The organism is Blastochloris tepida (assembly GCF_003966715.1).
Taxonomy (GTDB): Bacteria; Pseudomonadota; Alphaproteobacteria; order Rhizobiales; family Xanthobacteraceae; genus Blastochloris; species Blastochloris tepida.
Genome location: NZ_AP018907.1, coordinates 2,839,546 through 2,860,294, shown reverse-complemented (window position 1 = coordinate 2,860,294; position 20,749 = coordinate 2,839,546). Strand labels below are relative to the sequence as shown.

Here is a 20,749-nt window from a genome sequence, read left to right as displayed (position 1 = left end):
TCCCTGGAATGCCGCCCGGCAATGCCGGGCCGGCGCTCACACCGCTTCCGCCGCATCCTTCCAAACCGCATCTTCCGAAGCCGCATCATGCCAAACCGCATCTTGCCAAGCCGCACGTCGTCCTGCTGCAACAAATCTTCGAGCGGCTGCGTGTGCGGGCCCTGTCGTCCTCAGGACGCCGCCGCCGCGGCCTGCCGCTTCACGCTGTCATCCTCACGGCTACCGAACCAAGCCACATAGAGCGCCGGCAGAAAGATCAAGGTCAGCAGCGTCGCCACCAAGAGCCCGCCCATGATCGAGAACGCCATCGGCCCCCAGAACACGGTGGGCGCGATCGGGATCATGCCGAGCACGGTGGAGACCGCCGTCAGCATGATCGGCCGGAAACGGGTCGAACTTGCGTCCATCACCGCGTCGCGCACGTTTTTTCCGGCTGCGCGCTCGGCCTCGATCTGGCCAATCAGGATGACGGCGTTCTTGGTGATCATGCCGAGCAGCGCCAGGATGCCGAGGATCGCTACGAAGCCGAGCGGCCGGCCGGACAGGAGCAGCGCGGCCACCACGCCGATGAGCCCGAGCGGCCCGACGGTGAGCGCGATGAACAGCCGCTGGAAGCTCTGAAGCTGCACCATCAGCACGGTGACCATCAAGAGCAGCATCAGCGGCACCACGGCGATCACCGAGGCCTGCGACTTGGCGCTCTCCTCCACCGTGCCGCCGACCACGACGTGATAGCCCGGCGGCAGGCTGCTCTGCAGCGCCTTCACCGCCGGCTCCAGCGCGTCGGTGACGCTCTCGGGCAGCGCGCCCTGGCGCACGTCGGCTTGCACGGTGAGGGTGGGCACGCGGTCGCGCCGCCACACCACCGGATAGTCCTGCGTCTCCTCGAAGGTGGCGAACTGGCTGAGCGGCACGGTGCGGCCATTGGGCAGCGCCACCTGCAGGGTGCTGAGCGTGGCGAGCGACACCCGCTGCTCGTCGGTGGCGCGTACCACGATATCGACGAGATAGATGCTGTCGCGCACCTGCGAGATCGCCTGACCGGACACCACGGTGTTGAGCACGCTGGCGATGGCCTGGGAGCTGAGGCCGAGGCGGCGCGCCTCGTCCTGATCGATGCGGATGCGCACCTCGCGGGCCGGCTCGATCCAGTCGAAATTGACAGTGCGCGCCCGCTTGTCCTGCGCCACGATCTCGGCCAGCCGGAAGGCGATCTCGCGCACCTTGGACAGGTCCGGGCCGCTCACCCGGTACTGCACCGGCCAGCCGACCGGCGGCCCGAGCTCCAGCGGCGAGATGCGCGACACCACGCTGGGGAAGTCCTCGGCCAGCACCTTCTCCAGCTTCTGGCGCAGCCGCTCGCGCGCCGCCACGTCCTTGGCGACGATCACCGCCTGGGCGAAGAAGTCGTTGGGCAGCTGCACGTCGAGCGGCAGATAGAAGCGGATGGCGCCGCGCCCGACATAGGTGCTCCAGCGCGCCACGTCCGGATCGTCCTTCAGCACCGCGTCGAAACGCTCGACCGTGGATTCGCTGGCATAGATCGAGGCGTTCTGCGGCAGCCGCAGATCGACCAGCAGCTCGGGCCGGTCGGAGGAGGGGAAGAACTGGTTGGGGATCAGCGGCAGGGCCGCGATCGCCGCCGCGAACAGGCCGACGGTGAGCGCGATGGTGAGATAGCGCAGGCGCAGCGCCAGCCCGAGCAGGCCGCGATAGAAACGGAACACCGGGCCGGGCTTCGCGTCCGCCCCCTCTTTGGGCGGGGCGAGGATGGCGAGGCCCAAGAGCGGGGCGAACACCACCGCGACCAGCCACGACACCACGAGCGCGATGGCGACGACGGCGAAGAGCGAGAACGTGTATTCGCCGGCCGAACTGGCGGCAAAGCCCACCGGCACGAAGCCGGCGATGGTGACCAGCGTGCCGGCCAGCATGGCGAACGCGTAGGTGCGAAAGGCGAAGGTCGCCGCCTCCACCTTGCTTTCGCCGCGGGCCAGCCGGTTCAGCATGGCGTCGGTGGTGGTCATCGCGTCGTCGACGAGGAGCGCCAGCGCGATGATCAGCGCGCCGAGCGAGATGCGCTGCATGTCGATGCCGCTCAGGTCCATCACCGCGAACACCGCGGCGAGCGTCAGCGGGATCGACAGCGCCACCACCAGCCCGGCCCGCACGCCGAGGCTGACGAAGCTCACCGCCAGGATGATCGCCACCGCCTGCCACAGCGACGACATGAACTCGGCGATCGCGCTCTCCACCGTCACCGCCTGATCGGCGACCAGCGCGGGCTCGATGCCCACCGGCAGGTCGGCCTTGATCTGGGCCATGGCGCGGTCGATGCGCTGGCCGAGCGCCAGGATGTCGCCGCCCTCGCGCATGGCGATGGCCAGCCCGATCGCCGGCTGGCCGTTGACGCGGAACTGCGGCTGCGGCGGGTCGGCATAGGCGCGGTGGACGCGAGCGATGTCGCTCAGGCGCAGCATGCGGCCGCCGACCGCGAAATTGACGTCGGCGACGTCCTGCTCGGTGCGGAAGGCGCCCGACACCCGCAGCGAGATCGCCTCATTGCCGGTCTGGATGACGCCGGCCGGGCGCACGATGTTCTGGGTCTGCAGCGCATTGATCAGCGCCGAGCGGTCGATGCCGAGGCTCGCCAGCTCTTTCACCGAGAACTCGACGAAGATCACCTCGTCCTGGGCGCCGAGGATCTCGATCTTGGAGACGTCGGGCAGGCGCAGCAGCTTGGAGCGCACGTCCTCGACATGGTCGCGCAGCTCGCGGTGGGTGAAGCCGTCGGCGGTGAAGCCGTAGATGATGCCGAAGGTGTCGCCGAACTCGTCATTGAAGCCCGGCCCCACCACGCCGGCCGGCAGAGTGTGGCGGATGTCGCCGATCGACTTGCGCACATGGTACCAAGTATCCGCCACCTGCTGCGCCGAGGTGCTGCCATCGAGATTGACGAACACCGTGGTGACGCCGGCATTGGTGTAGGAGCGGATGAAGTCGAGGTGCGGCGTCTCCTGCAGCTTGCGCTCGATCCGCTCGGTCACCTGCTCCAGCATGTCCTGCACGGTGGCGCCGGGCCAGGCCGCCTGCACCACCATGGTCTTGATGATGAAGGTCGGATCCTCGCTGCGGCCCAGCCGGTTGTAGGAGAGGATGCCGGCGACCACCGCCACGATCATGAAATAGACGACGAGCGAGCGGTGTCCGAGCGCCCATTCCGACAGATTGAACCGCATCATGGCTCCCCGCCGAGCAGGCGGACCTTCTGGCCGGGATGCAGCGCCTGCACGCCGGCTGTCACCACCACCTCGCCGGTGTCGAGCCCGCCCGACACCACGACGCTGGCCGGATCGAACCGCAGCACCTCGACATTGCGCAGCGTCACCGTGCGGCTCGCCGGATCGACCACCCACACCGCGGGCTGGCGGTTGATGCGGGTCAGCGCCGAGGCCGGGATCTCGAGGATCGGCACCGCCTCCATCTGCAGCCGGCCGGTCACCGCCGCGCCGAGCCGCATCGCCTCGGGCGGCGCCTCCAGCCCGACCTTGACCTGGAAGGTGCGGGTGACCGGATCGGCCTGCTCGGCGACCTCGCGCACCCGCCCGGTGGCGGTGACGTTGGAATCGTCGGTGAGATTGACGGCGATCACCGGCTCGCTCGGCGCCGAGCGCAGCACCTGGGCCGGAATGTCGAACACCGCGTCGCGCCCGCCCTGGCGGGCCAGCGTCACGATCATCCGCCCGGCCTGGACCACCTCACCGGGCTCGGCGCCCACCGCCGTCACCACGCCGGAGGCGTCGGCCTCAAGCTCGGTGAAGCTGACGAGGTCGCGCGCAGCCTTGAGCTGAGCCTCGGCGGAATCGACCTGGGCGCGGGCGGTGTCGCGCCCCTTCTGCGCCTCGTCGAACAGCGCTCGCGTCGTCCAGCCCTGGGCGAGCAGCGTCTGCTGACGGGAGAAATGATTGCCGGCCTGCACCAGCGCCGCCTGAGCGGCGGCGAGATTGGCCTGGGCCGAGCGCAGCGCGTTCATCTCGTTCTGCGGTTCCAGCCGGGCGAGCGTCTGGCCGGGGCCGACCCGTTCGCCGACCGACACCGCGCGCTCGGCCAGCCGGCCGCCGATGCGGAAGCCCAGCGCCACCTCGTCCTCGGCCTCGATGCGGCCGGCGAAGGTGACGGCCGTGCCGGCCTCGCGCTTGGCAACGGTGATCGTGCGCACCGGCCGCGCATCGGCGACCGGCGGCTCCGGCTCCGGCGCACAGGCTGCGAGCATCAGCGCCGCGCCGATGCCGACAATGATTCTATCCAATCGGAGCCGCCCCCATCGCCGCTGACGCACGTGCCACCGTCCCCAGCGCATTCTCCGCGACGGCCGGGACCGGCCCGGCGACGGAAATGCGTCTCATCCGTTCTTGATGCTTGAATCTTGTTTGATGCTTGAAGCCTGAATGCCGGACGGCACGGCAGCCGCGCCGTCCGGCGAAACCGTCGCGGTCAAGCGCTGACCAGCTTGGCCAGTTCGGCCTTGAGCTTCTGTTCGTCCTCGGTGCTCAGCGAGGTTTGCAGCACCCGCGGCTTGAAGGATTCGATCTCGGGCAGCACCTTGTCGGTGTTGACGCTCTTGAACAGCACGAACAGCGCCGAGGAGCCCGAGGGGATCGTCGCGCCCAGCCGCTTCACGAAATCATCATTGATGCCGTAATCGGTGAGCGAGCCGGCGAGCGCGCCGGCGCCGGCGCCGGTGAGCGCGCCCACCGCCATGCCGGCCAGCGGATTGAGGAACAGCAGGCCCACCAGCGCGCCCCACAGCGCGCCGCTGCTGCCGCCGGTGGCGGCGCCGACCGCGGTGAGATTGACGGCCTGCTTCATGTGCACCTTGCCGGCAGCGTCGCGCTCGACGACGACGGCATCCTCAAGGTCGACCAGATACTCCTTCTGCAGGGAGCGCAGCTTGTTGAGAACCTCGTCCGCAGTGTGCAGACCGTCGAACCCGAATACGACCAATGTGCTCATCGTTTCTCTCGCTTGCTGAGGTCTTTATGGCGTGCTGAATTTTCGGCTCACGCGTGTTCGCGTGCAGACAATTTCGCGTGCAGACTATCGACACATCAAGCCGCCGCGCCGGCCTGCGCGGCCACGCCCGGCGGTCACACTCGAGCGCGATCCGATCCGACGAAGTCGGTTCGGCGCTCCGACACTCTCTTCAACTCGCTCGTTCTCTTTGCGTGGTCGCAGTCTCGCCCGCAAGACCGGTGTCCAACCGGTCATGACCGCACCGTGCGATGACCCCCGCCGACTGAAGACGTTAAGACATGAAACGGCTGTGATCGCGGCTTGGTTCCGCAGGGCGCAGCAAAAAAAATGCCGCGTCGAAAACGCGGCATTGGCGCGCGACTGTCACGCTTGAAATCCGTCGCGCCGCTGTGTTGCCGCATGCGATCCATCGCGATCTGGCGGGGCACCAGAAGGAATTTCGTCGGATCATATGCCACGGTTTGCGAACGCATCAAGGCATTTCCCGACCGGCATTCGACGCAAGGTGACCAGCTACGGGACATTTTGATCCTTTGGCGATGGCGGCTGCGCGCGGCGATCCTTTGTGCCATCGGATTGGGATTTTCGGCGCAAACCGGAGACGCCTCGCCAACATGCCTTGAGCCGCTGCGCAGCAGATCGCGGGCGCATGCCAACGGCACCAAACGTCGGAACAGATTCGATCCACTCAAATCGGCGAAAACTGGAATGTCATCGCCGCGCCGAGCGCCAAGGACAGCACCAGGGCCAGCGCCAGGGCCAGCGCCAGCAGCGACAGGCCGGCCACCGGCCACGTTCGCAGGTGCGCCTCGAGCCACGCGATGGCGTCGCTGCCCTGCTGCATCAGGCGCGAGAGCGCCGGGCCGCCTGCTGCAACGTCGCCCTCCGGCACCGCCGGCAGGCGATGGCCGAAGCGGTGCAGGGCCAGCGCCAGCGCGGCGCCGATGAGGATCGGCCAAGCGGCCTGCCACATGGCTTCGGCCGTCAGCGCCTTGGCGACGGCATCGCCCGGCGCCAGCGCCCAGGGCACGGCGAGCGCGGCGAGCGCAGCCGCGATCCAGGCGCTGCGAAGCGCCAGCGGCATGGGCGCATCGCCCGGCGCCTTCGCCGCCAGCCGGCCGATGAAATGCAGGATCAGCAGCGTGGTGCCGATGCTGGAGAGGCCCGCCAGCGTGGCGATGACGCCATCCCCCAACGGCACCTTGATGATGCTCTTGGCGATCATGCCGCCGGTCAGGGGCAGGCCGGCGAGCCCGAGGCCGACGATGGCGGTGAGTCCGAGCACCAGCCACGCGCGGCGGGCGGCGGCGAGCCCGACCGCCAGGAACAATGCGCCCTTGGCCAGCACGTGGTGGACGGCATAGAGGCTCGCCGCCGTCACGGCGCCGGCATCCCCGGCCGCGAGCCCCATGCCGACCACGGCGGCAACTAGCCCCATCTGGCTCAGTGTCGAATAGGCCAGCACCGTCTTGGGATTGGACTGGGTGATGCCGACCAGCACGCCGTAATAGGCGGTGACGAGGCCGATGATCGCGAACGCCATCCCCAGGTTCGCGCCCAAATCCGCCATCGCCGCGTCGAACGGCAGGAAGCGGAGCAAGCCGATGACGCCGGCCTTCACCACCGCGCCGCTCAGCACCACCGACACCGGCAGCGGTGCCGCCGAGTGCGCCAGCGGAATCCACACATGCAGCGGCACGAGGCCGATCTTGAGGCCGAAGCCGGCGAGCAGGAAGATCAGCGTGGCATCGCGCCAGGGCGAGCCGGGGAGCGCCGCCACCGCGTCGCGGATGGCGAGGCTGCCGTCCGGCACGGCGGCTGCCGCCAGCACGAAGCCCATCAACAACAGCGCCTCGCCAAGCATGCCGAGCGCCAGATAGGCGAAGCCGGCCGCTCGCGCCCGCGGCGTGCCGTCATGCACCACGAGGCCATAGGCCGACAGGCTGACCATGGCATAAACGAGATAGAAGCTCGCGAGGTCGGCAGCGACGAAGACGCCGAGATTGCCGGCGAGCGTCAGCAGCCACCAGCCGGCCAGGCGCGGCGCATCGGCCGCGCCGCGCAGGATCATCGGCGCGCAGGCGCCGGCCGCGATCCACAGGAACGCCACGGCGCCGAGCAGCATGGCGCTTGCGGCATCGAGCAGGGGATCGAGCCCCAGCGGCGTGGCGGCGAGCGCGACGCCGAGCGCCGGCAGCGGCGCCAGCGCCAGAAGCCCGGGAACGCGGGGACGCAGGGCCGGCAGCGCCAGCGCCGCCAGCAGCCCGAGCGGCAAAGCGAGCGTGGTTGCGAGCAGCAGCGTGGCGGTCATGGCACGCCCGCTCCCGCAAGCCCGATCCCAAGCCCGATCTGCAGCAGGCCCGGCGGATAAAGCTGCGACAGGCCGAGCAGCGCCGCCGCCACCGCCAGGGCCAGCACCACGAATTCGCGCAGGCGCGCATCCCGCGGCCGTGCGAAGGCGGCCGTGCCATCCGCATAGGCGCGGCCGATCACCGGGAAGAGATAGAAGGCGGCGAGCAGGCCGCCCGCGATCATAACCGCCGCCCACCACCATTGTCCGGTGGCGACCGATGCCGACAGCAGCAGCCATTTGGCGGCGAAGCCGCCGCTCGGCGGCAGGCCGACCAGCGACAGGCCGGCGAGCGTGAAGGCCAGCACCGCTACCGGCACGGCGCGGCCGACGCCATCGAGGCCATGGATGCGGTCGTGGCCTGCGGCCTCGGCGATCAGCCCGGCGGCGAGGAACATCGCCGCCTTGGCCAGCGCGTGCGAGGCGAGCTGCAGCCAGCCGCCGCTCCAGGCGGCGCTGGCGGCGATCTCGGCCTGGGGCACGCCGAACAGCAGCGGCACCATCAAAAACAGGTAGCCGATCTGCGCCACGGTGGAATAGGCGATCATCAGCTTCAGCCGCGCCTGCCGCAGCGCCATCACGCTGCCGGCGAGGATGGCGCCGGCCCCGAGCGCGCCGATGAGGTTCGCCGCCATCGCCGTCGACAGGCCCGGCATGACGTCGAACCACAGCCGGGCGATGAGGAAGAACGATCCCTTGACGACGAGGCCGGACAGCACCGCGCTCGCCGCCGGCGGCGCGCCGGCATGGGCCGGCGGCAGCCACAGATGCAGCGGGAACAGGGCCGTCTTGGCGGCGAGCCCGGCGATCATCAGCGCGCAGGCCAGGATCGCCGCCGGCTCCGGCCCGGTGCGGCCGGCAAGCAGCACGATGTCGAGCGTGCCGTAAGTGCCGTAGAGCAGCGCGGTGCCGAGCAGATAGAGCACCGAGCCGACCAGCGCGAACACGAGGTAGCGCAGCGCCGCCTGCAGCGTCTTGGCGCTGCCGCCGAGGCAGACCAGCGGAATCGCCGAGAAGGTGAGAAGCTCCAGCGCGACATAGAGATTGAACAGGTCGCCGCCCAGCGCCACCGCATTGAGCGCGCTCCACAGCGACATCATCAGCGTCCAGAACACCGTTGCCGCCCGGCTCTCGCTGGCGCCGGGCTCAGGCCGCAGATCGGCGCGGGCATAGAGGCCTGCGGCGCCGATGACGATGGCGGCGATCAGCAGCATCAGCGCCGAGGGGCCGTCGGCGCGCAGCATCAGGCCGAGCGGCGGCGCCCAGCCGCCCACCGCATAATGCAGCGGCGCGCCACCCACCCACACCGTCCAGGCCACCGCCACCGCCACCGCGAGGCCGAGCGGCCACAGGCCGAACGCGATGCGCCCGGCCCAGCGGCCGGGCAGCGCCAGCGCCGCCACCGCGCCGGTCGCCGGCAGCATGACGGCGAGCACCAGCAGCAGGCCGGGATCGAGTACGGCGGCCGGCATCACGCGCTCCCCTCGTCGTCCTCGCGCCCGGTCTCCTTCAGCCGCACCACCAGGGAGATGGCGAGCGCGGTGGCGGAGAAAGCCACCACGATGCCGGTGATGACCATGGCCTGCGGCACCGGATCGCTGCCGAGCCCGTCGATCGCGCCGCGCCGGGCGATCACCCCGAACAGCAGGAACACGCCGCCGCCGAGCAGGTTGAAGGCGAGGATGCGGCGCAGCGGCTGGGTCTGGACGATCAGGCCGTAGAGGCCGATGCCCACCAGCGCCGCGCCGCACAGGCCGAACACCGTCATCGTCATGGCGCGTCCGGCCGTTGCGGCGGGCCCGCCACCATCATCGCCAGCGTCACCGCGATCGACAGCGTGATCGCCGCCTCGATGGCCAGGATCAGCGGCTTGGCGAAGGCGGGCGGATAGGCGAGGAAGCCGTCGGCAATGAAGATGCCGGCAACCCCCACTGCGAGGAACGCCAGAGGGCCGACGACCAGTGCTGCCCGCAGCCACGGCCGGCCGATCGCCGGCACCGGCGCGAGCCCGGCCATCATCGCCAGGATCCACATGGCGGCGAGCACCGCCCCGCCCTGGAAGGCGCCGCCGGGGGCGTCGGCGCCCACCCACAGCACATGGATGCCGGCGACGATGCCGACCGGCGGCAGAAGCTGGGCCAGGAAGCGCAGCGTGTCGCTGGCTTGGCCGGGGCGGCCGAGGGTGGGGCGTCCGCCCCAGACGCCATCCGGCGCCAGCGACCAGATGCCGATCAGCGCCAACAGCAGCACCACCTTCTCCAGCAGCGTATCGAGCGCGCGAAAGGCGAGCAGCACGCCGGTCACCGGGTTCTCCAGCCCGGTCGCCGGCAGGTGCTCGGCCGCCAGCGGCGCCAGGGTCGGCGCCGGGCCGGAGACGCCGAGCACGACAAGAGCGAGCCCCGCCGCCACCGCCGCGCAGGCCAGCGCCGCGATGCGCCGCGTCGCCGGGCCGGGGGGCGGGCCATCCTCCAGCGGCGCCGCGCCGCGGTGCAGCGCGCCGACCGCGCGCAGCAGCAGCACGCCGGTGACGCCGCCGCCGATCGCCGCCTCGGTCAGCGCCACATCGACCGCGTCGAGCCGCACCCACACCAGCGCCAGCAGCAGGCCGTAGCCGATGAAGCCGATGACCGCGGCATAGGCGTCGCGCACGGTGATGGTCCACAGCGCCATCGCCGCCACCAGCGCGGCGAGGCCGATATCGACGGCGATCCCGGCGGAAAGGCCTGCGGTCATGACGGCGGCCCGTCCTGTCGCACGTCCTGTGGCGCGTCTTGGCGCGCCGCGCGGGCGATGAGCTGCGCCACGCTGGCGCCGGCCAGTTGCACCAGGAGCCAGATGGCGACGAGCTTGGCGCCGGTGACCGCGCTGTCGACTGTCGGCAGCAGGCCGAGCACGATCAGCCCGAGCCCGAGCGTATCGGCCTTGGTGAGTGCGTGCAGGCGCGACAGCGTATCGGGAAAGCGCAACAGCCCCACGGTGCCGGCAAGAAAGAAGAAGGCGCCGCCGGCAATGGCGACGACCGAGGCGATGTCGAGCAGCAGGCCGGTCACGCCGCGTCTCCGGAGTCCGGCGGCGCGGTCTCGACCAGCGCGACCGAGGCGAACACCGACAGCACCGCCAGCACCAGCGCCACGTCCACCACCGCATAGAGCGAATTGGCGATGGAGAACAGCAGCAGCACGGCGATGCCGCCGGTGCCGAGCAGCTGCATCGCCATCATGCGGTCGGCGCGGCCGGGGCCGCGCAGCACGCGGGCGAGCCCCAGCGCCACCACGACCAGCACGAAGCCGGCGGCTCCCAGCATGAAGCTATACATCGCCGCCTCCGGCGAAGGTGCGGCGGAAGCGCGCCTCCTCGCTCGCAAGCTGCTCGGCCACCGGCTGGGCGACGTCGAGGCAGTGGACGACGAGGCGGCCCTCAGCATCGGTGCCGGCCGGCAGCGTGCCGGGCACGAGGCAGACGGTGGTGCAGAAGGCGCTGCGCACGCTCCCCGCCGGCAGGCACGTCGGGTGCAGGACGAAGCCGGCGGCCGGCAGCGGCCTGGGATCGAGCGCGCGGCGCGCCACGTCGATGCCGGCGAGGATCGACTGGCCGAACAGCCGAAGCCCGTAGCCGAGTGTGGCAAGCGGCGTCATGTGCAGCCCGCTCGGCGGCATCAGCGCAAGGCTTGCCCAGGTGGCGAGCGCGACGGTGGCGAGCGCGACGGCGAGGACTCCCGCCGTGAGGTCGAACGGGTCCGTGCCGGCGATGGCGATCCACAGCAGCGCCAGCACGCCGGCCCGAACCGCGGCGGTCCGCCCGCGGCGGCCCGATCTCGAATCCGACTGATCCACTGCGCCGCCCGCGAAAAGGTTCCGCACGAGACATGGCCGGACGGGCCGGCCCCAGCATGCTAATCGACAGGCGCCGCTTTCACCAGCGCGCATGCCGCCGATTGAACGCGCCGCCGGTTTGTGGTCCGATCCGCGACTTCGCCCGCGCGATCCGCGCTTGGGCGGACCGCAATTTCGCCTCCAAAGCACGGCCCGGACATGCAGACAACCGACAGCCCCATCGCGACGATCGACAGCACGCAGACGCCTGTTCCGCCTTCTGCCGGCGGCGACGCAAGCCGGCGCGGCTCCATCACGCTGCTTGCCGTCTGCACCGCCATCCTGGTGCTGATCGCGCTCTATTACGGCGAGGTGATCCTGGCGCCGGTGGTGTTCGCGCTGTTCATCATCGCGCTGGTGTGGCCGCTGCAGTCGGGCCTGCAGGCGCGCATCCCCAGGCTCGCGGCGATGGCCGTCACCGTGGTGGTGGTGGTGGTGGTGCTCGCCGTGCTCGGCACGCTGATCGGCTGGGGGTTCGGCCGCGCGGCGCGCTGGCTGCTGGCGGATTCGGCGCGCTTCCAGGCGCTCTATCTGCAGGGCGTCGAATGGCTCGAAGGCCATGGCTTCGCGGTGGCCGGCGTCTTCTCCGACGTGTTCAGCGTGTCGTGGATGGTGCGCACGGTGCAGAGCATCGGCGCGCGGCTGCAGAGCATCGTCAGCTTCTCGGTGGTGGTGGCGGTGTTCCTCATTCTCGGGCTGCTGGAGGTGGAGGAGACCGCCGCGAAGCTGCGGGCGATGAGGAACCGCGCGGCCGGCGAGGCCGTGGTGGCGGCCGCAGCCAAGACCGCCGCCAAGCTGCAGAAATACATGCTGGTGCGCACGGCGATGAGCGTGATGACCGGCGCGCTGGTGTGGGCGTTCAGCTCGCTCATCGGCCTGCCGCTCGCCGCCGAATGGGGCGTGATCGCGTTCGCGCTGAACTACATTCCGTTCATCGGCTCGTTCATCGCCACGCTGGCGCCGACGCTGTTCGCGCTGGTGCATTTCGAATCGTGGCAGGTGGCGCTCGGCGTGTTCGCCGGGCTCAACATCATCCAGTTCGTCGTCGGCAGCTATCTGGAGCCGCGGGTGGCCGGCAGCGCACTGTCGATCTCGCCGTTCATCGTGCTGCTCGCGGTGTTCCTGTGGAGCTTCCTGTGGGGCATCGCCGGCGCCTTCATCGGCGTGCCGATCGTGATCGCGCTGATCACCGTGTGCGAGCAGTACCCGGCGAGCCAATGGGTCGCGGGCCTGCTCGCCGGCAGCAAGAGCGAGGGGTGATACGGTTTCCGTTTGATCGGCTCGAAACCGTTGGCGGGCCGGGAGCCGCGCTCTTTCCTTCTCCCGCAAGGGGAGAGGGAAGAACCGCCACCTTCCCCCGAAACCGTCTGACGCCCGCGGCCCCGCTCAGCGCCGGTCGGGCAGATGGTCGGTGCGCGCGAGGGTGGAGAAGCGCGTGTACTCGGACTCGAAGTGCAGCTTCACCGTACCGGTGGGGCCGTGGCGCTGCTTGCCGATGATCACCTCGGCGGTGCCCTTCACCGCGGCGAGATCCTGCTCCCACTTGAACCATTCCTCGGTGCCCTGCCGCGGCTCCTTGCCCTTGAGGTAATATTCCTCGCGGAACACGAACAGCACGACGTCGGCGTCCTGCTCGATCGAGCCGGATTCACGCAGGTCCGAAAGCTGCGGCCGCTTGTCCTCGCGGTTCTCGACCTGACGCGACAGCTGCGACAGCGCGACGATCGGCACGGCGAGCTCCTTGGCCAGCGCCTTGAGGCCGGTGGTGATCTCGGTCACCTCCTGCACGCGGCCTTCGCTGGCGCGCTTCGAGGAGCCCGACAGCAGCTGCAGATAGTCGACGATCATCAAATCGAGCCCGCGCTGGCGCTTGAGCCGCCGTGCGCGCGCGGTGAGCTGGGCGATCGAGATGCCGCCGGTGTCGTCGATATAGAGCGGGATCGCCTGCATCACCTGGGCGGCGGCGGCGAGCTTGCCGAAATCGGCATCCGAGATGTCGCCGCGGCGGATCTTCGAGGACGGGATCGCCGACTGCTCGGCGAGCACGCGGGTGGCGAGCTGCTCGGCCGACATTTCCAGCGAGAAGAAGCCGACGATGCCGCCGGCTACCGTCTCGATCGAGCCGTCGGGCCGCGGCCGGCCGTGATAATTGGCGGCGACATTGTAGGCGATGTTGGTGGCAAGCGCCGTCTTGCCCATGCCGGGGCGGCCGGCGAGGATGACGAGGTCGGACGGCTGCAGCCCGCCCATCAGCGAATCGAGATCGTCGAGCCCGGAGGCGAGACCGGAGAGGTGACCGTCGCGCTGATAGGCGCGGCCGGCCATGTCGATCGCCTCCTTCAGAGCGTCCGAGAAGCGCAGGAAGCCGCCGTCATAGCGCCCGGTCTCGGCCAGCTCGTAGAGGCGCCGCTCGGCGTCCTCGATCTGGTCGTTGGGCGGCATGTCCACCGGCGCGTCATAGGCGATGTTGACCATGTCCTCGCCGATGCGGATCAGTTCGCGCCGCGTGGCGAGGTCGTAGATCACCCGGCCGTAATCGGCCGCATTGATGACGGTGGTGGCTTCCGCGGCCAGGCGCGACAGATACTGCGCCACCGTCAGCCCGCCGATGTCGGCATCGGCCGGCAGGAAGGTCTTGACGGTGACCGGGGTCGCCACCTTGCCGGCGCGGATGAGCTGGGCGCACACCTCGAAGATCGACTGGTGCAGCGGCTCGAAGAAGTGCTTCGGCTCCAGGAAGTCCGAGACGCGATAGAACGCCTCGTTGTTCACCAGCACCGCGCCGAGCAGCGCCTGCTCGACCTCGACATTGTGCGGCGCCGCCCGGTAGAGCGGATCGGGGCCTTGCGTTTTGCGGGCAAACGATTCGACAGCCATGCCATCATCCAACGCTGGGATCATGGCTTAGCACGCCGCCGCGGTCGTCAGGGAATCATCCTGCGCAACGCCCCGCAATCCACATGCGCACCGGAATCACGCAAAGCGGGGCCGGCCGCGCTTGACTGTCGCGCGGCCGCCCGCGATCGATTCGGAGCCGAATCGATCAGGTCCCCGCCAGCCGCAGTTGCGGCCGGCCCTCGCGCTCGGCGGCGCTGAGGCGGGCCTCGCGATCGGCGATGTAGCGGCGGGTGGGCGGCACCACGCCCTCGCGTTTGACCAACTGGATTTGGAACACCATCATCCCGTGGTGGCGGAAGGCCATCTCGCACGAGGCGAGGTAGAACTCCCACATCCGGCAGAAGCGCTCGTCATAGAGGCGGCGCGCCTCGTCGCGGCGGGCGAGGAAGCGCTCGCGCCACGCCTTCAAAGTGTCGGCATAGTGCAGCCGCAGGATCTCGATGTCGGCGACGAGGAAGCCCGCGCGCTCCACCGCCGGCATCAGCTCCGACAGCGCCGGCACATAGACGCCGGGGAAGATGTGTTTGGCGATCCAGGGATTGGTGACGCCCGGCCCCTCCGAGCGGCCGATGGCGTGGACGAGGCAGACGCCGTCCTCGGCCAAGAGCTCGAACGCCTTGGCGAAGAACGCCGGAAGGTAGCCGATGCCGACATGCTCCAGCATCCCGACCGAGACGATGCGGTCGAACCGGCCTCTGGTATCGCGATAGTCTTCGAGCGCGAATTCGATCCGCTCGCCGAGCCCGCTGTCGGCGGCGCGCTGGCGGGCGATGGCGAACTGGTGGTCGGACAGCGTGATACCGCGCACCCTGGCCCCGGCGACGCTTGCGAGATAGAGCGCAAGCCAGCCCCAGCCCGAGCCGATGTCGAGCACCCACTGGCCGGGCTCGACCAGCAGCTTCGCGGCGATGTGGCGCTTCTTGGCGAGCTGGGCCGCCTCCAGGCTCTGTCCGGGCATCTCGAAATAGGCGCAGGAATATTGCCGGTCGGGATCGAGGAACAGGCTGTAGAGCCGGTCGTCGAGATCGTAATGATGGTGGACATTGGCCCGCGCCCGCCGCCGCCAATTGGCTTGTCCCAGCCGGCGCACCGCACGGCGCGCCACGGCCAGAAGCGGCGCCAGCGGCAGCCGCCGCTCGCCGGCAACCGAGCGCGCCATGGTCAGCGCCAGGAGATCGGCGATCGAGCCGGTCTCGACGACGAGGCCGCCCTCCATGAAGGCTTCGCCGAGCTTGAGCTCGGGATCGGCCAGCACCGCAAGCTGCCAGCCGGGGCTGGTGAAGCGGATCGCCACCTCCGGGGGCGTGCCGTCCCCGAAGCGATAGCGCCGCCCCCGCGCGGTCACCACCGTGAGCTGGCCGGTCGTGACCATTGCCTCGAACATGCGCCGGAGCAGGCCGTCCATCGGCACCTCCGTCGAATCGCGAGTCGTGTCCTACGGTTTCCGGGTCGTCATGCGGTTTCAAGTCGTCATGCGGTTTCAAGCCGTCATGGGCCGAGCCACCAGCGCGGCCGGCCCGCGCAGGCGACGCGGGACGCGCCACACAGCCATGCCTGCTTCCTCGCAGGCGGGCCGGAACCGGCCGCCTCGCGGAGAACGGGCAGGCTGCGGCATCATTCAACCGCCGCATTGACCTTCGGGCAATTAACGAACGCGTGAGCGAGGGCCGGACGATCCCAAAGGAATCCCGGAATCGATCTTGTCAAAATCTTTGATTTAAAACGGTTTTCTCGGCGATCGGAATGGGGTTTCCGGCTGGATCGGCCGGAAACCGCCTCAGGCCGCCGATCGCGCCGGCCAATCACACGCGCTTGGTCAGCCAGCTGGCGAAGAACGAGCTGATATAGGCGATGCGGCGTTCCTCATTGTCCGGCAGGTACCAGGCGCCGGCACTGGCGGAGGGCACGGCCGCGAGCATCGGCACGCGGGCAGTCGGCGTCCTGCTGCCGGCCGGCACGATCAGCGCCTCGCCCTCCATATAGTCGGTATCGACCGTGGAGCCGCCGCTGCCGCCGCCGGAGGCCGAGCCGGTGTAGGAGCCCAGCGACAGCGAGGTGATCCGCACCAGCAAAGTGGGCGCGCCGCGCGCCCCGGTGATCCGCCCGGCGAACGCCGCCGGCAGGTCGCGGGCGAGGTTGCGGCGGACCAGCACGGCGTCGCGGCCGACCAGTTGCGTGGTGTCGATGTTGATGGCGCGGAACGTCGCGCCGGTCTGGGCGGCGGCCGGCCGGCCGAGCGCCGGCAGCGCGGCCAGCGCGCCGCCGAGCGCGGCCAGCGCGGCCCGGCGGGTGAGGGGATCAGCGGCATTCACCATGGCATCCTCCGCAGTTCGGCGGCCGGGAACGGCTCTGCGGCCCAAAGGGCCGGAGAAGCGTATCAGACCCAGCGCACCTCGACGATCTCGTAGCTCTTGGCGCCGCCCGGCGCGTTCACCTCGACCGAGGCGCCGACCTTCTTGCCGACCAGAGCGCGGGCGAGCGGCGAGGTGATGGAGATGCGGCCCTTCTTGGCGTCGGCTTCCTGCTCGCCGACGATCTGCCACACCTTCTCCTCCTCGCTGTCCTCGTCGATCAGCTTGACGGTGGCGCCGAACTTGACGACCTCGCCCGACAGCTTGGAGACGTCGATCACCTCGGCGCGAGAAATGATCGATTCGAGCTCGGCGATGCGGCCCTCATTGTGGCTCTGGGCTTCCTTGGCGGCGTGGTACTCGGCGTTCTCCGACAGGTCGCCGTGTGCGCGCGCCTCGGCGATCGCCTCGATGATCCGGGGCCGCTCCACCGCCTGGCGGTGCTTCAGCTCCGCCTCCAGTGCGCTGAAGCCCGCCACCGTCATCGGAACACGTTCCATCATTTTCCCCCTGCGGCCGCGCAACCGTTTCGGCGCGGCTCGAACAAATCCTCAAACGCCCGCGGCCGAATCATCCTCGGCCCGGGGCATTCACGCATATTGACGCTGGCACGCGATCGGCGGCCGTGCCGCCGCCCATTGTGACCCGCATCACACCCGCTCGGGGATCACGGCGTGATCGCCCGAACGTCAACACCTCACTGCCCCGGCCTCTTCGCTGTCCTGCGACCGCGCCGCGGCTCCGGAGAAAGGGTATCACGCGGCGTCGAAATAGGCCTGCAGCGCCTGGACCTCGAAATCGCCGCCGAGATAGGCCTTGATTCCCTCCGCCGCCGCCACCGCTCCGGAGAGGGTGGTGTAATAGGGCACCTTGTGCAAGAGGGCGGCCCGCCGGAGCGAACGGCTGTCGGACAGCGCCTGGGCGCCGTCGGTGGTGTTGAACACCAGCTGCACCTCGCCGTTCTTGATGGCGTCGACGATGTGCGGCCGGCCTTCCAGCACCTTGTTGATCTTGGTTGCCGGCACACCGTTCTCCATCAGGAAGCGCTGGGTGCCCGAGGTGGCGATGAGCTTGAAGCCGAGCTCGTGCAGCAGCCGGGCCACCGGCAGCACGCGCGGCTTGTCCGCCTCCTTCACCGACACGAACACCGTGCCGGTGCGCGGCACCTTGGTGCCGGAGCCGAGTTGCGACTTGGCGAAGGCCGCCGGATAGCTGCGGTCGAGCCCCATCACCTCGCCGGTCGAGCGCATCTCCGGGCCGAGCACAGTGTCGACGCCGGGGAAGCGCGCGAACGGGAACACCGCCTCCTTGACGCCGATATGGTTGAGCTTGCGCGGCTTGAGGCCGAAGCTCGCCAGCGTCTCGCCGGCCATGATGCGCGAGGCGATCTTGGCGATCGGCAGGCCGATCACCTTGGCCACGAACGGCACGGTGCGCGAGGCGCGCGGATTGACCTCCAGCACGTAGATGTCGCCGTTCTTCAGCGCGTACTGCACGTTCATCAGCCCGCCGACATTGAGCGCCAGCGCCATGGCGCGGGTCTGGCGCTCCAGCTCGGCGATCGTTTCCTCCGTCAGCGAGTGCGGCGGCAGCGAGCAGGCCGAATCGCCGGAATGGATGCCGGCCTCCTCGATGTGCTCCATCACGCCGGCGACGAAGGTGTCCTTGCCGTCGGACAGGCAGTCGACGTCGATCTCGATGGCGTCGGCGAGGTAGCGGTCGAGCAGCAGCGGCCGCTTGTCGGAGACCACCAGCTCGCCGGGACGGGCGAGGTCGCGCGTCAGCCGCTCCAGGTAGCGGTCGAGATGGCCGGGGTCGAACACGATCTCCATCGCCCGGCCGCCCAGCACGTAGGAGGGGCGGATGACGATGGGATAGCCCATACCGGCGGCCTTGGCGCGCGCATCCTCCGGGCTCACGGCGATGGCGTTCTGCGGCTGCTTCAGGCCGAGCCTGTCGAGAAGCTGCTTGAAGCGGTCGCGGTCCTCGGCGAGGTCGATGGCGTCGGGCGAGGTGCCGAGGATCGGGATGTTCGCCTCTTCCAGCGACTGGGCGAGCTTCAGCGGCGTCTGGCCGCCGAACTGCACGATGGCCCCGTGCAGGCGGCCATTCGTTTGTTCACGCGCGAGGATCTCGGTGACGTCCTCGGTGGTGAGCGGCTCGAAATAGAGCCGGTCCGAGGTGTCGTAGTCGGTCGACACCGTCTCCGGATTGCAGTTGATCATGATCGTTTCAAACCCGGCATCGCGCAGGGCGAACGAGGCGTGGCAGCAGCAATAGTCGAACTCGATGCCCTGGCCGATGCGGTTCGGCCCGCCGCCGAGGATCGCCACCTTGGCGCGGTTGGAGGGCCGCGCCTCGTCGGCCGGCGCGCCCGCGAACGGCGTCTCGTAGGTCGAGTACATGTAGGCGGTGGGCGAGGCGAACTCGGCGGCGCAGGTGTCGATGCGCTTGTAGACCGGGCGCACATCCAGCGCGTGGCGGGCGGAGCGCACTTCGGCCTCGCTCTTGCCGGTGAGCTTGGCGAGGCGCGCATCCGAGAAGCCCATCGCCTTCAGCCGGCGCATCGAGGCCGCGCTGCCGGGCAGGCCCTTGGCGCGGATCTCCGCCTCCATCTCGACGATGGCGCGGATGCGCTCCAGGAACCAGCGGTCGATCTTGCAGCTTTCGTGGATCTGGTCGTCGCTCCAGCCGAGCCGCATCGCCTGCGCGACCTGCAGCAGCCGCCCAGGCGTCGGCGTGCCGAGCGCCGCGCGGATGGCGTTCTTGTCGTCGCCCTGGCCGAGCCCCTCGATCTCGATCTCGTCGAGGCCCGTGAGGCCGGTCTCCAGCGAGCGCAGCGCCTTCTGCAGGCTCTCCTCGAAGGTGCGGCCGATCGCCATCGCCTCGCCGACCGACTTCATCGCCGTGGTCAACACGTTGAACGTCGGATCGGAGGAAGAGAACTTCTCGAAGGCGAAGCGCGGAATCTTGGTGACGATGTAGTCGATCGTCGGTTCGAACGAGGCGGGCGTGGCGCCGCCGGTGATGTCGTTGGCGATCTCGTCCAGCGTGTAGCCGACGGCGAGCTTGGCGGCGACCTTGGCGATCGGGAAGCCGGTGGCCTTCGACGCCAGCGCCGAGGAGCGCGACACGCGCGGGTTCATCTCGATGACGACGAGCCGCCCGTCCTTGGGATTGACCGCGAACTGCACGTTGGAGCCGCCGGTCTCCACCCCGATCTCGCGCAGCACCGCGATCGAGGCGTCGCGCATGATCTGGTATTCCTTATCCGTGAGCGTCAGCGCCGGCGCGATGGTGATCGAATCGCCGGTGTGCACGCCCATCGGATCGACGTTCTCGATCGAGCAGATGATGATGCAGTTGTCCGCCCGGTCGCGGACCACCTCCATCTCGAACTCCTTCCACCCCAGCACCGATTCCTCGATCAGCACCTCGTGGGTGGGCGAGGCGTCGAGCCCGCGCTCGACGATCTCCAGGAACTCGGCCTTGTTGTAGGCGATGCCGCCGCCGGTGCCGCCCAGCGTGAAGGACGGGCGGATGATGGCCGGCAGCCCGACATAGTCCAGCGCCTCCAGTGCCTCGATCAGCGCCTTGTCCTGGTAGCGCTTGCGCCGCTCGACCTCGCCCTTGAGCCACGTCTTCTCGAACGCCTTGATCTGCTCGGCCTTATCAGCGTCGGGAATGTCCTGCGCGCTGATGCGGGCGATCTCGGCCTTGTAGGCGTCGCGGTTGGCCTTCTTGAGGTCGGAGGCGTTGGCGAGACGCGAGCGCGGCGTCTCCAGCCCGATGCGGTTCATCGCCTCGCGGAACAGCTGGCGGTCCTCGGCCTTGTCGATGGCCTGGGCCTTGGCGCCGATCATCTCGACGTCGAACTCCTCCAGCACGCCCATCTTTTCGAGCGACAGCGCGCAGTTGAGCGCGGTCTGCCCGCCCATGGTGGGCAGCAGCGCGAAGCCCTTGGTGCGGTCGCCACGCTCCTTGGCGATGATCCGGCGCACGATCTCCGGCGTGATCGGCTCGATATAGGTGGCGTCGGCGAGATCCGGATCGGTCATGATGGTGGCGGGGTTGGAGTTGACCAGGACGACCCGGTACCCCTCCTCCTTGAGCGCCTTCACCGCCTGCGTGCCGGAATAGTCGAACTCGCAGGCCTGGCCGATGACGATCGGCCCCGCGCCGATGATCAGAATCGTGGAGATGTCAGTCCGTTTGGGCATGGCAGAGTGCTGTTGGCGCACACG

The 20,749-nt window shown here is 69.5% G+C and carries 16 protein-coding genes; 1 reads left to right on the top strand and 15 read right to left on the bottom strand.

The features are described from left to right. Nucleotides 1-170: 170 nt before the first annotated feature. The 10 genes from BLTE_RS12975 to BLTE_RS12930 form a co-directional block, all read right to left on the bottom strand. Complete coding sequence (locus BLTE_RS12975; RefSeq protein ID WP_280177353.1) at nucleotides 171-3,242, bottom strand: efflux RND transporter permease subunit; 3,072 nt, start codon at nucleotides 3,240-3,242, stop codon at nucleotides 171-173. Then, nucleotides 3,239-4,273 (bottom strand): efflux RND transporter periplasmic adaptor subunit, encoded by a 1,035-nt coding sequence (locus tag BLTE_RS12970; RefSeq protein WP_244600231.1) that lies wholly within the window; start codon nucleotides 4,271-4,273, stop codon nucleotides 3,239-3,241. Before BLTE_RS12970 ends, BLTE_RS12975 begins: the two co-directional genes overlap by 4 nt. 221 nt (nucleotides 4,274-4,494) lie before the next feature. Next, the gene (locus BLTE_RS12965; RefSeq protein WP_126401097.1) at nucleotides 4,495-5,013 is read right to left on the bottom strand and encodes a DUF1269 domain-containing protein; all 519 of its coding nucleotides are present in this window, start codon (nucleotides 5,011-5,013) and stop codon (nucleotides 4,495-4,497) included. A gap of 709 nt (nucleotides 5,014-5,722) precedes the next feature. After that, nucleotides 5,723-7,345 (bottom strand): complex I subunit 5 family protein, encoded by a 1,623-nt coding sequence (locus BLTE_RS12960; protein WP_126401096.1) that lies wholly within the window; start codon nucleotides 7,343-7,345, stop codon nucleotides 5,723-5,725. Further along, entirely contained in the window at nucleotides 7,342-8,856 is a 1,515-nt protein-coding gene (locus BLTE_RS12955; RefSeq protein WP_126401095.1) for a complex I subunit 5 family protein, read from the bottom strand. Before BLTE_RS12955 ends, BLTE_RS12960 begins: the two co-directional genes overlap by 4 nt. Then, nucleotides 8,856-9,158 carry an NADH-quinone oxidoreductase subunit K gene (locus tag BLTE_RS12950; protein WP_126401094.1) on the bottom strand — a complete coding sequence of 101 codons (303 nt, stop codon included), beginning with the start codon at nucleotides 9,156-9,158 and terminating at the stop codon, nucleotides 8,856-8,858. Before BLTE_RS12950 ends, BLTE_RS12955 begins: the two co-directional genes overlap by 1 nt. Beyond that, nucleotides 9,155-10,117: a hydrogenase subunit MbhD domain-containing protein gene (locus BLTE_RS12945; RefSeq protein ID WP_126401093.1), complete on the bottom strand. Its 963-nt coding sequence runs from the start codon at nucleotides 10,115-10,117 to the stop codon at nucleotides 9,155-9,157. Before BLTE_RS12945 ends, BLTE_RS12950 begins: the two co-directional genes overlap by 4 nt. Next, entirely contained in the window at nucleotides 10,114-10,434 is a 321-nt protein-coding gene (locus BLTE_RS12940) for a monovalent cation/H(+) antiporter subunit G (RefSeq protein ID WP_126401092.1), read from the bottom strand. Before BLTE_RS12940 ends, BLTE_RS12945 begins: the two co-directional genes overlap by 4 nt. Continuing rightward, nucleotides 10,431-10,700, bottom strand: coding sequence for an MrpF/PhaF family protein (locus BLTE_RS12935; RefSeq protein WP_126401091.1), 270 nt, complete (start codon nucleotides 10,698-10,700; stop codon nucleotides 10,431-10,433). Before BLTE_RS12935 ends, BLTE_RS12940 begins: the two co-directional genes overlap by 4 nt. Then, a complete protein-coding gene (locus tag BLTE_RS12930) occupies nucleotides 10,693-11,157 on the bottom strand; it encodes a Na+/H+ antiporter subunit E (RefSeq protein ID WP_160140609.1) in 465 nt (154 codons plus the stop codon). Before BLTE_RS12930 ends, BLTE_RS12935 begins: the two co-directional genes overlap by 8 nt. A 258-nt stretch (nucleotides 11,158-11,415) precedes the next feature. On the opposite strand from BLTE_RS12930, the gene BLTE_RS12925 reads away from it, so the two are divergent. Continuing rightward, a complete protein-coding gene (locus BLTE_RS12925; RefSeq protein WP_126401089.1) occupies nucleotides 11,416-12,516 on the top strand; it encodes an AI-2E family transporter in 1,101 nt (366 codons plus the stop codon). A gap of 126 nt (nucleotides 12,517-12,642) precedes the next feature. Here the strand turns inward: BLTE_RS12925 and BLTE_RS12920 are convergent, their stop codons facing one another. From BLTE_RS12920 to carB, 5 genes are all read right to left on the bottom strand, one after another. Next, nucleotides 12,643-14,133, bottom strand: a complete 1,491-nt coding sequence (locus tag BLTE_RS12920) for a replicative DNA helicase (protein WP_126401088.1) — start codon at nucleotides 14,131-14,133, stop codon at nucleotides 12,643-12,645. Nucleotides 14,134-14,299: 166 nt separating this feature from the next. After that, complete coding sequence (locus BLTE_RS12915) at nucleotides 14,300-15,559, bottom strand: cyclopropane fatty acid synthase (protein ID WP_126401087.1); 1,260 nt, start codon at nucleotides 15,557-15,559, stop codon at nucleotides 14,300-14,302. Nucleotides 15,560-15,956: 397 nt separating this feature from the next. Further along, on the bottom strand, nucleotides 15,957-16,469 hold the full coding sequence (locus BLTE_RS12910) for a hypothetical protein (RefSeq protein WP_126401086.1): 513 nt from the start codon (nucleotides 16,467-16,469) through the stop codon (nucleotides 15,957-15,959). 62 nt (nucleotides 16,470-16,531) lie between these two features. Next, on the bottom strand, nucleotides 16,532-17,008 hold the full coding sequence (gene greA / locus BLTE_RS12905; RefSeq protein ID WP_126401085.1) for a transcription elongation factor GreA: 477 nt from the start codon (nucleotides 17,006-17,008) through the stop codon (nucleotides 16,532-16,534). 252 nt (nucleotides 17,009-17,260) lie between these two features. Continuing rightward, nucleotides 17,261-20,725, bottom strand: a complete 3,465-nt coding sequence (carB, locus tag BLTE_RS12900; protein WP_126401084.1) for a carbamoyl-phosphate synthase large subunit — start codon at nucleotides 20,723-20,725, stop codon at nucleotides 17,261-17,263. Nucleotides 20,726-20,749 lie beyond the last annotated feature (24 nt).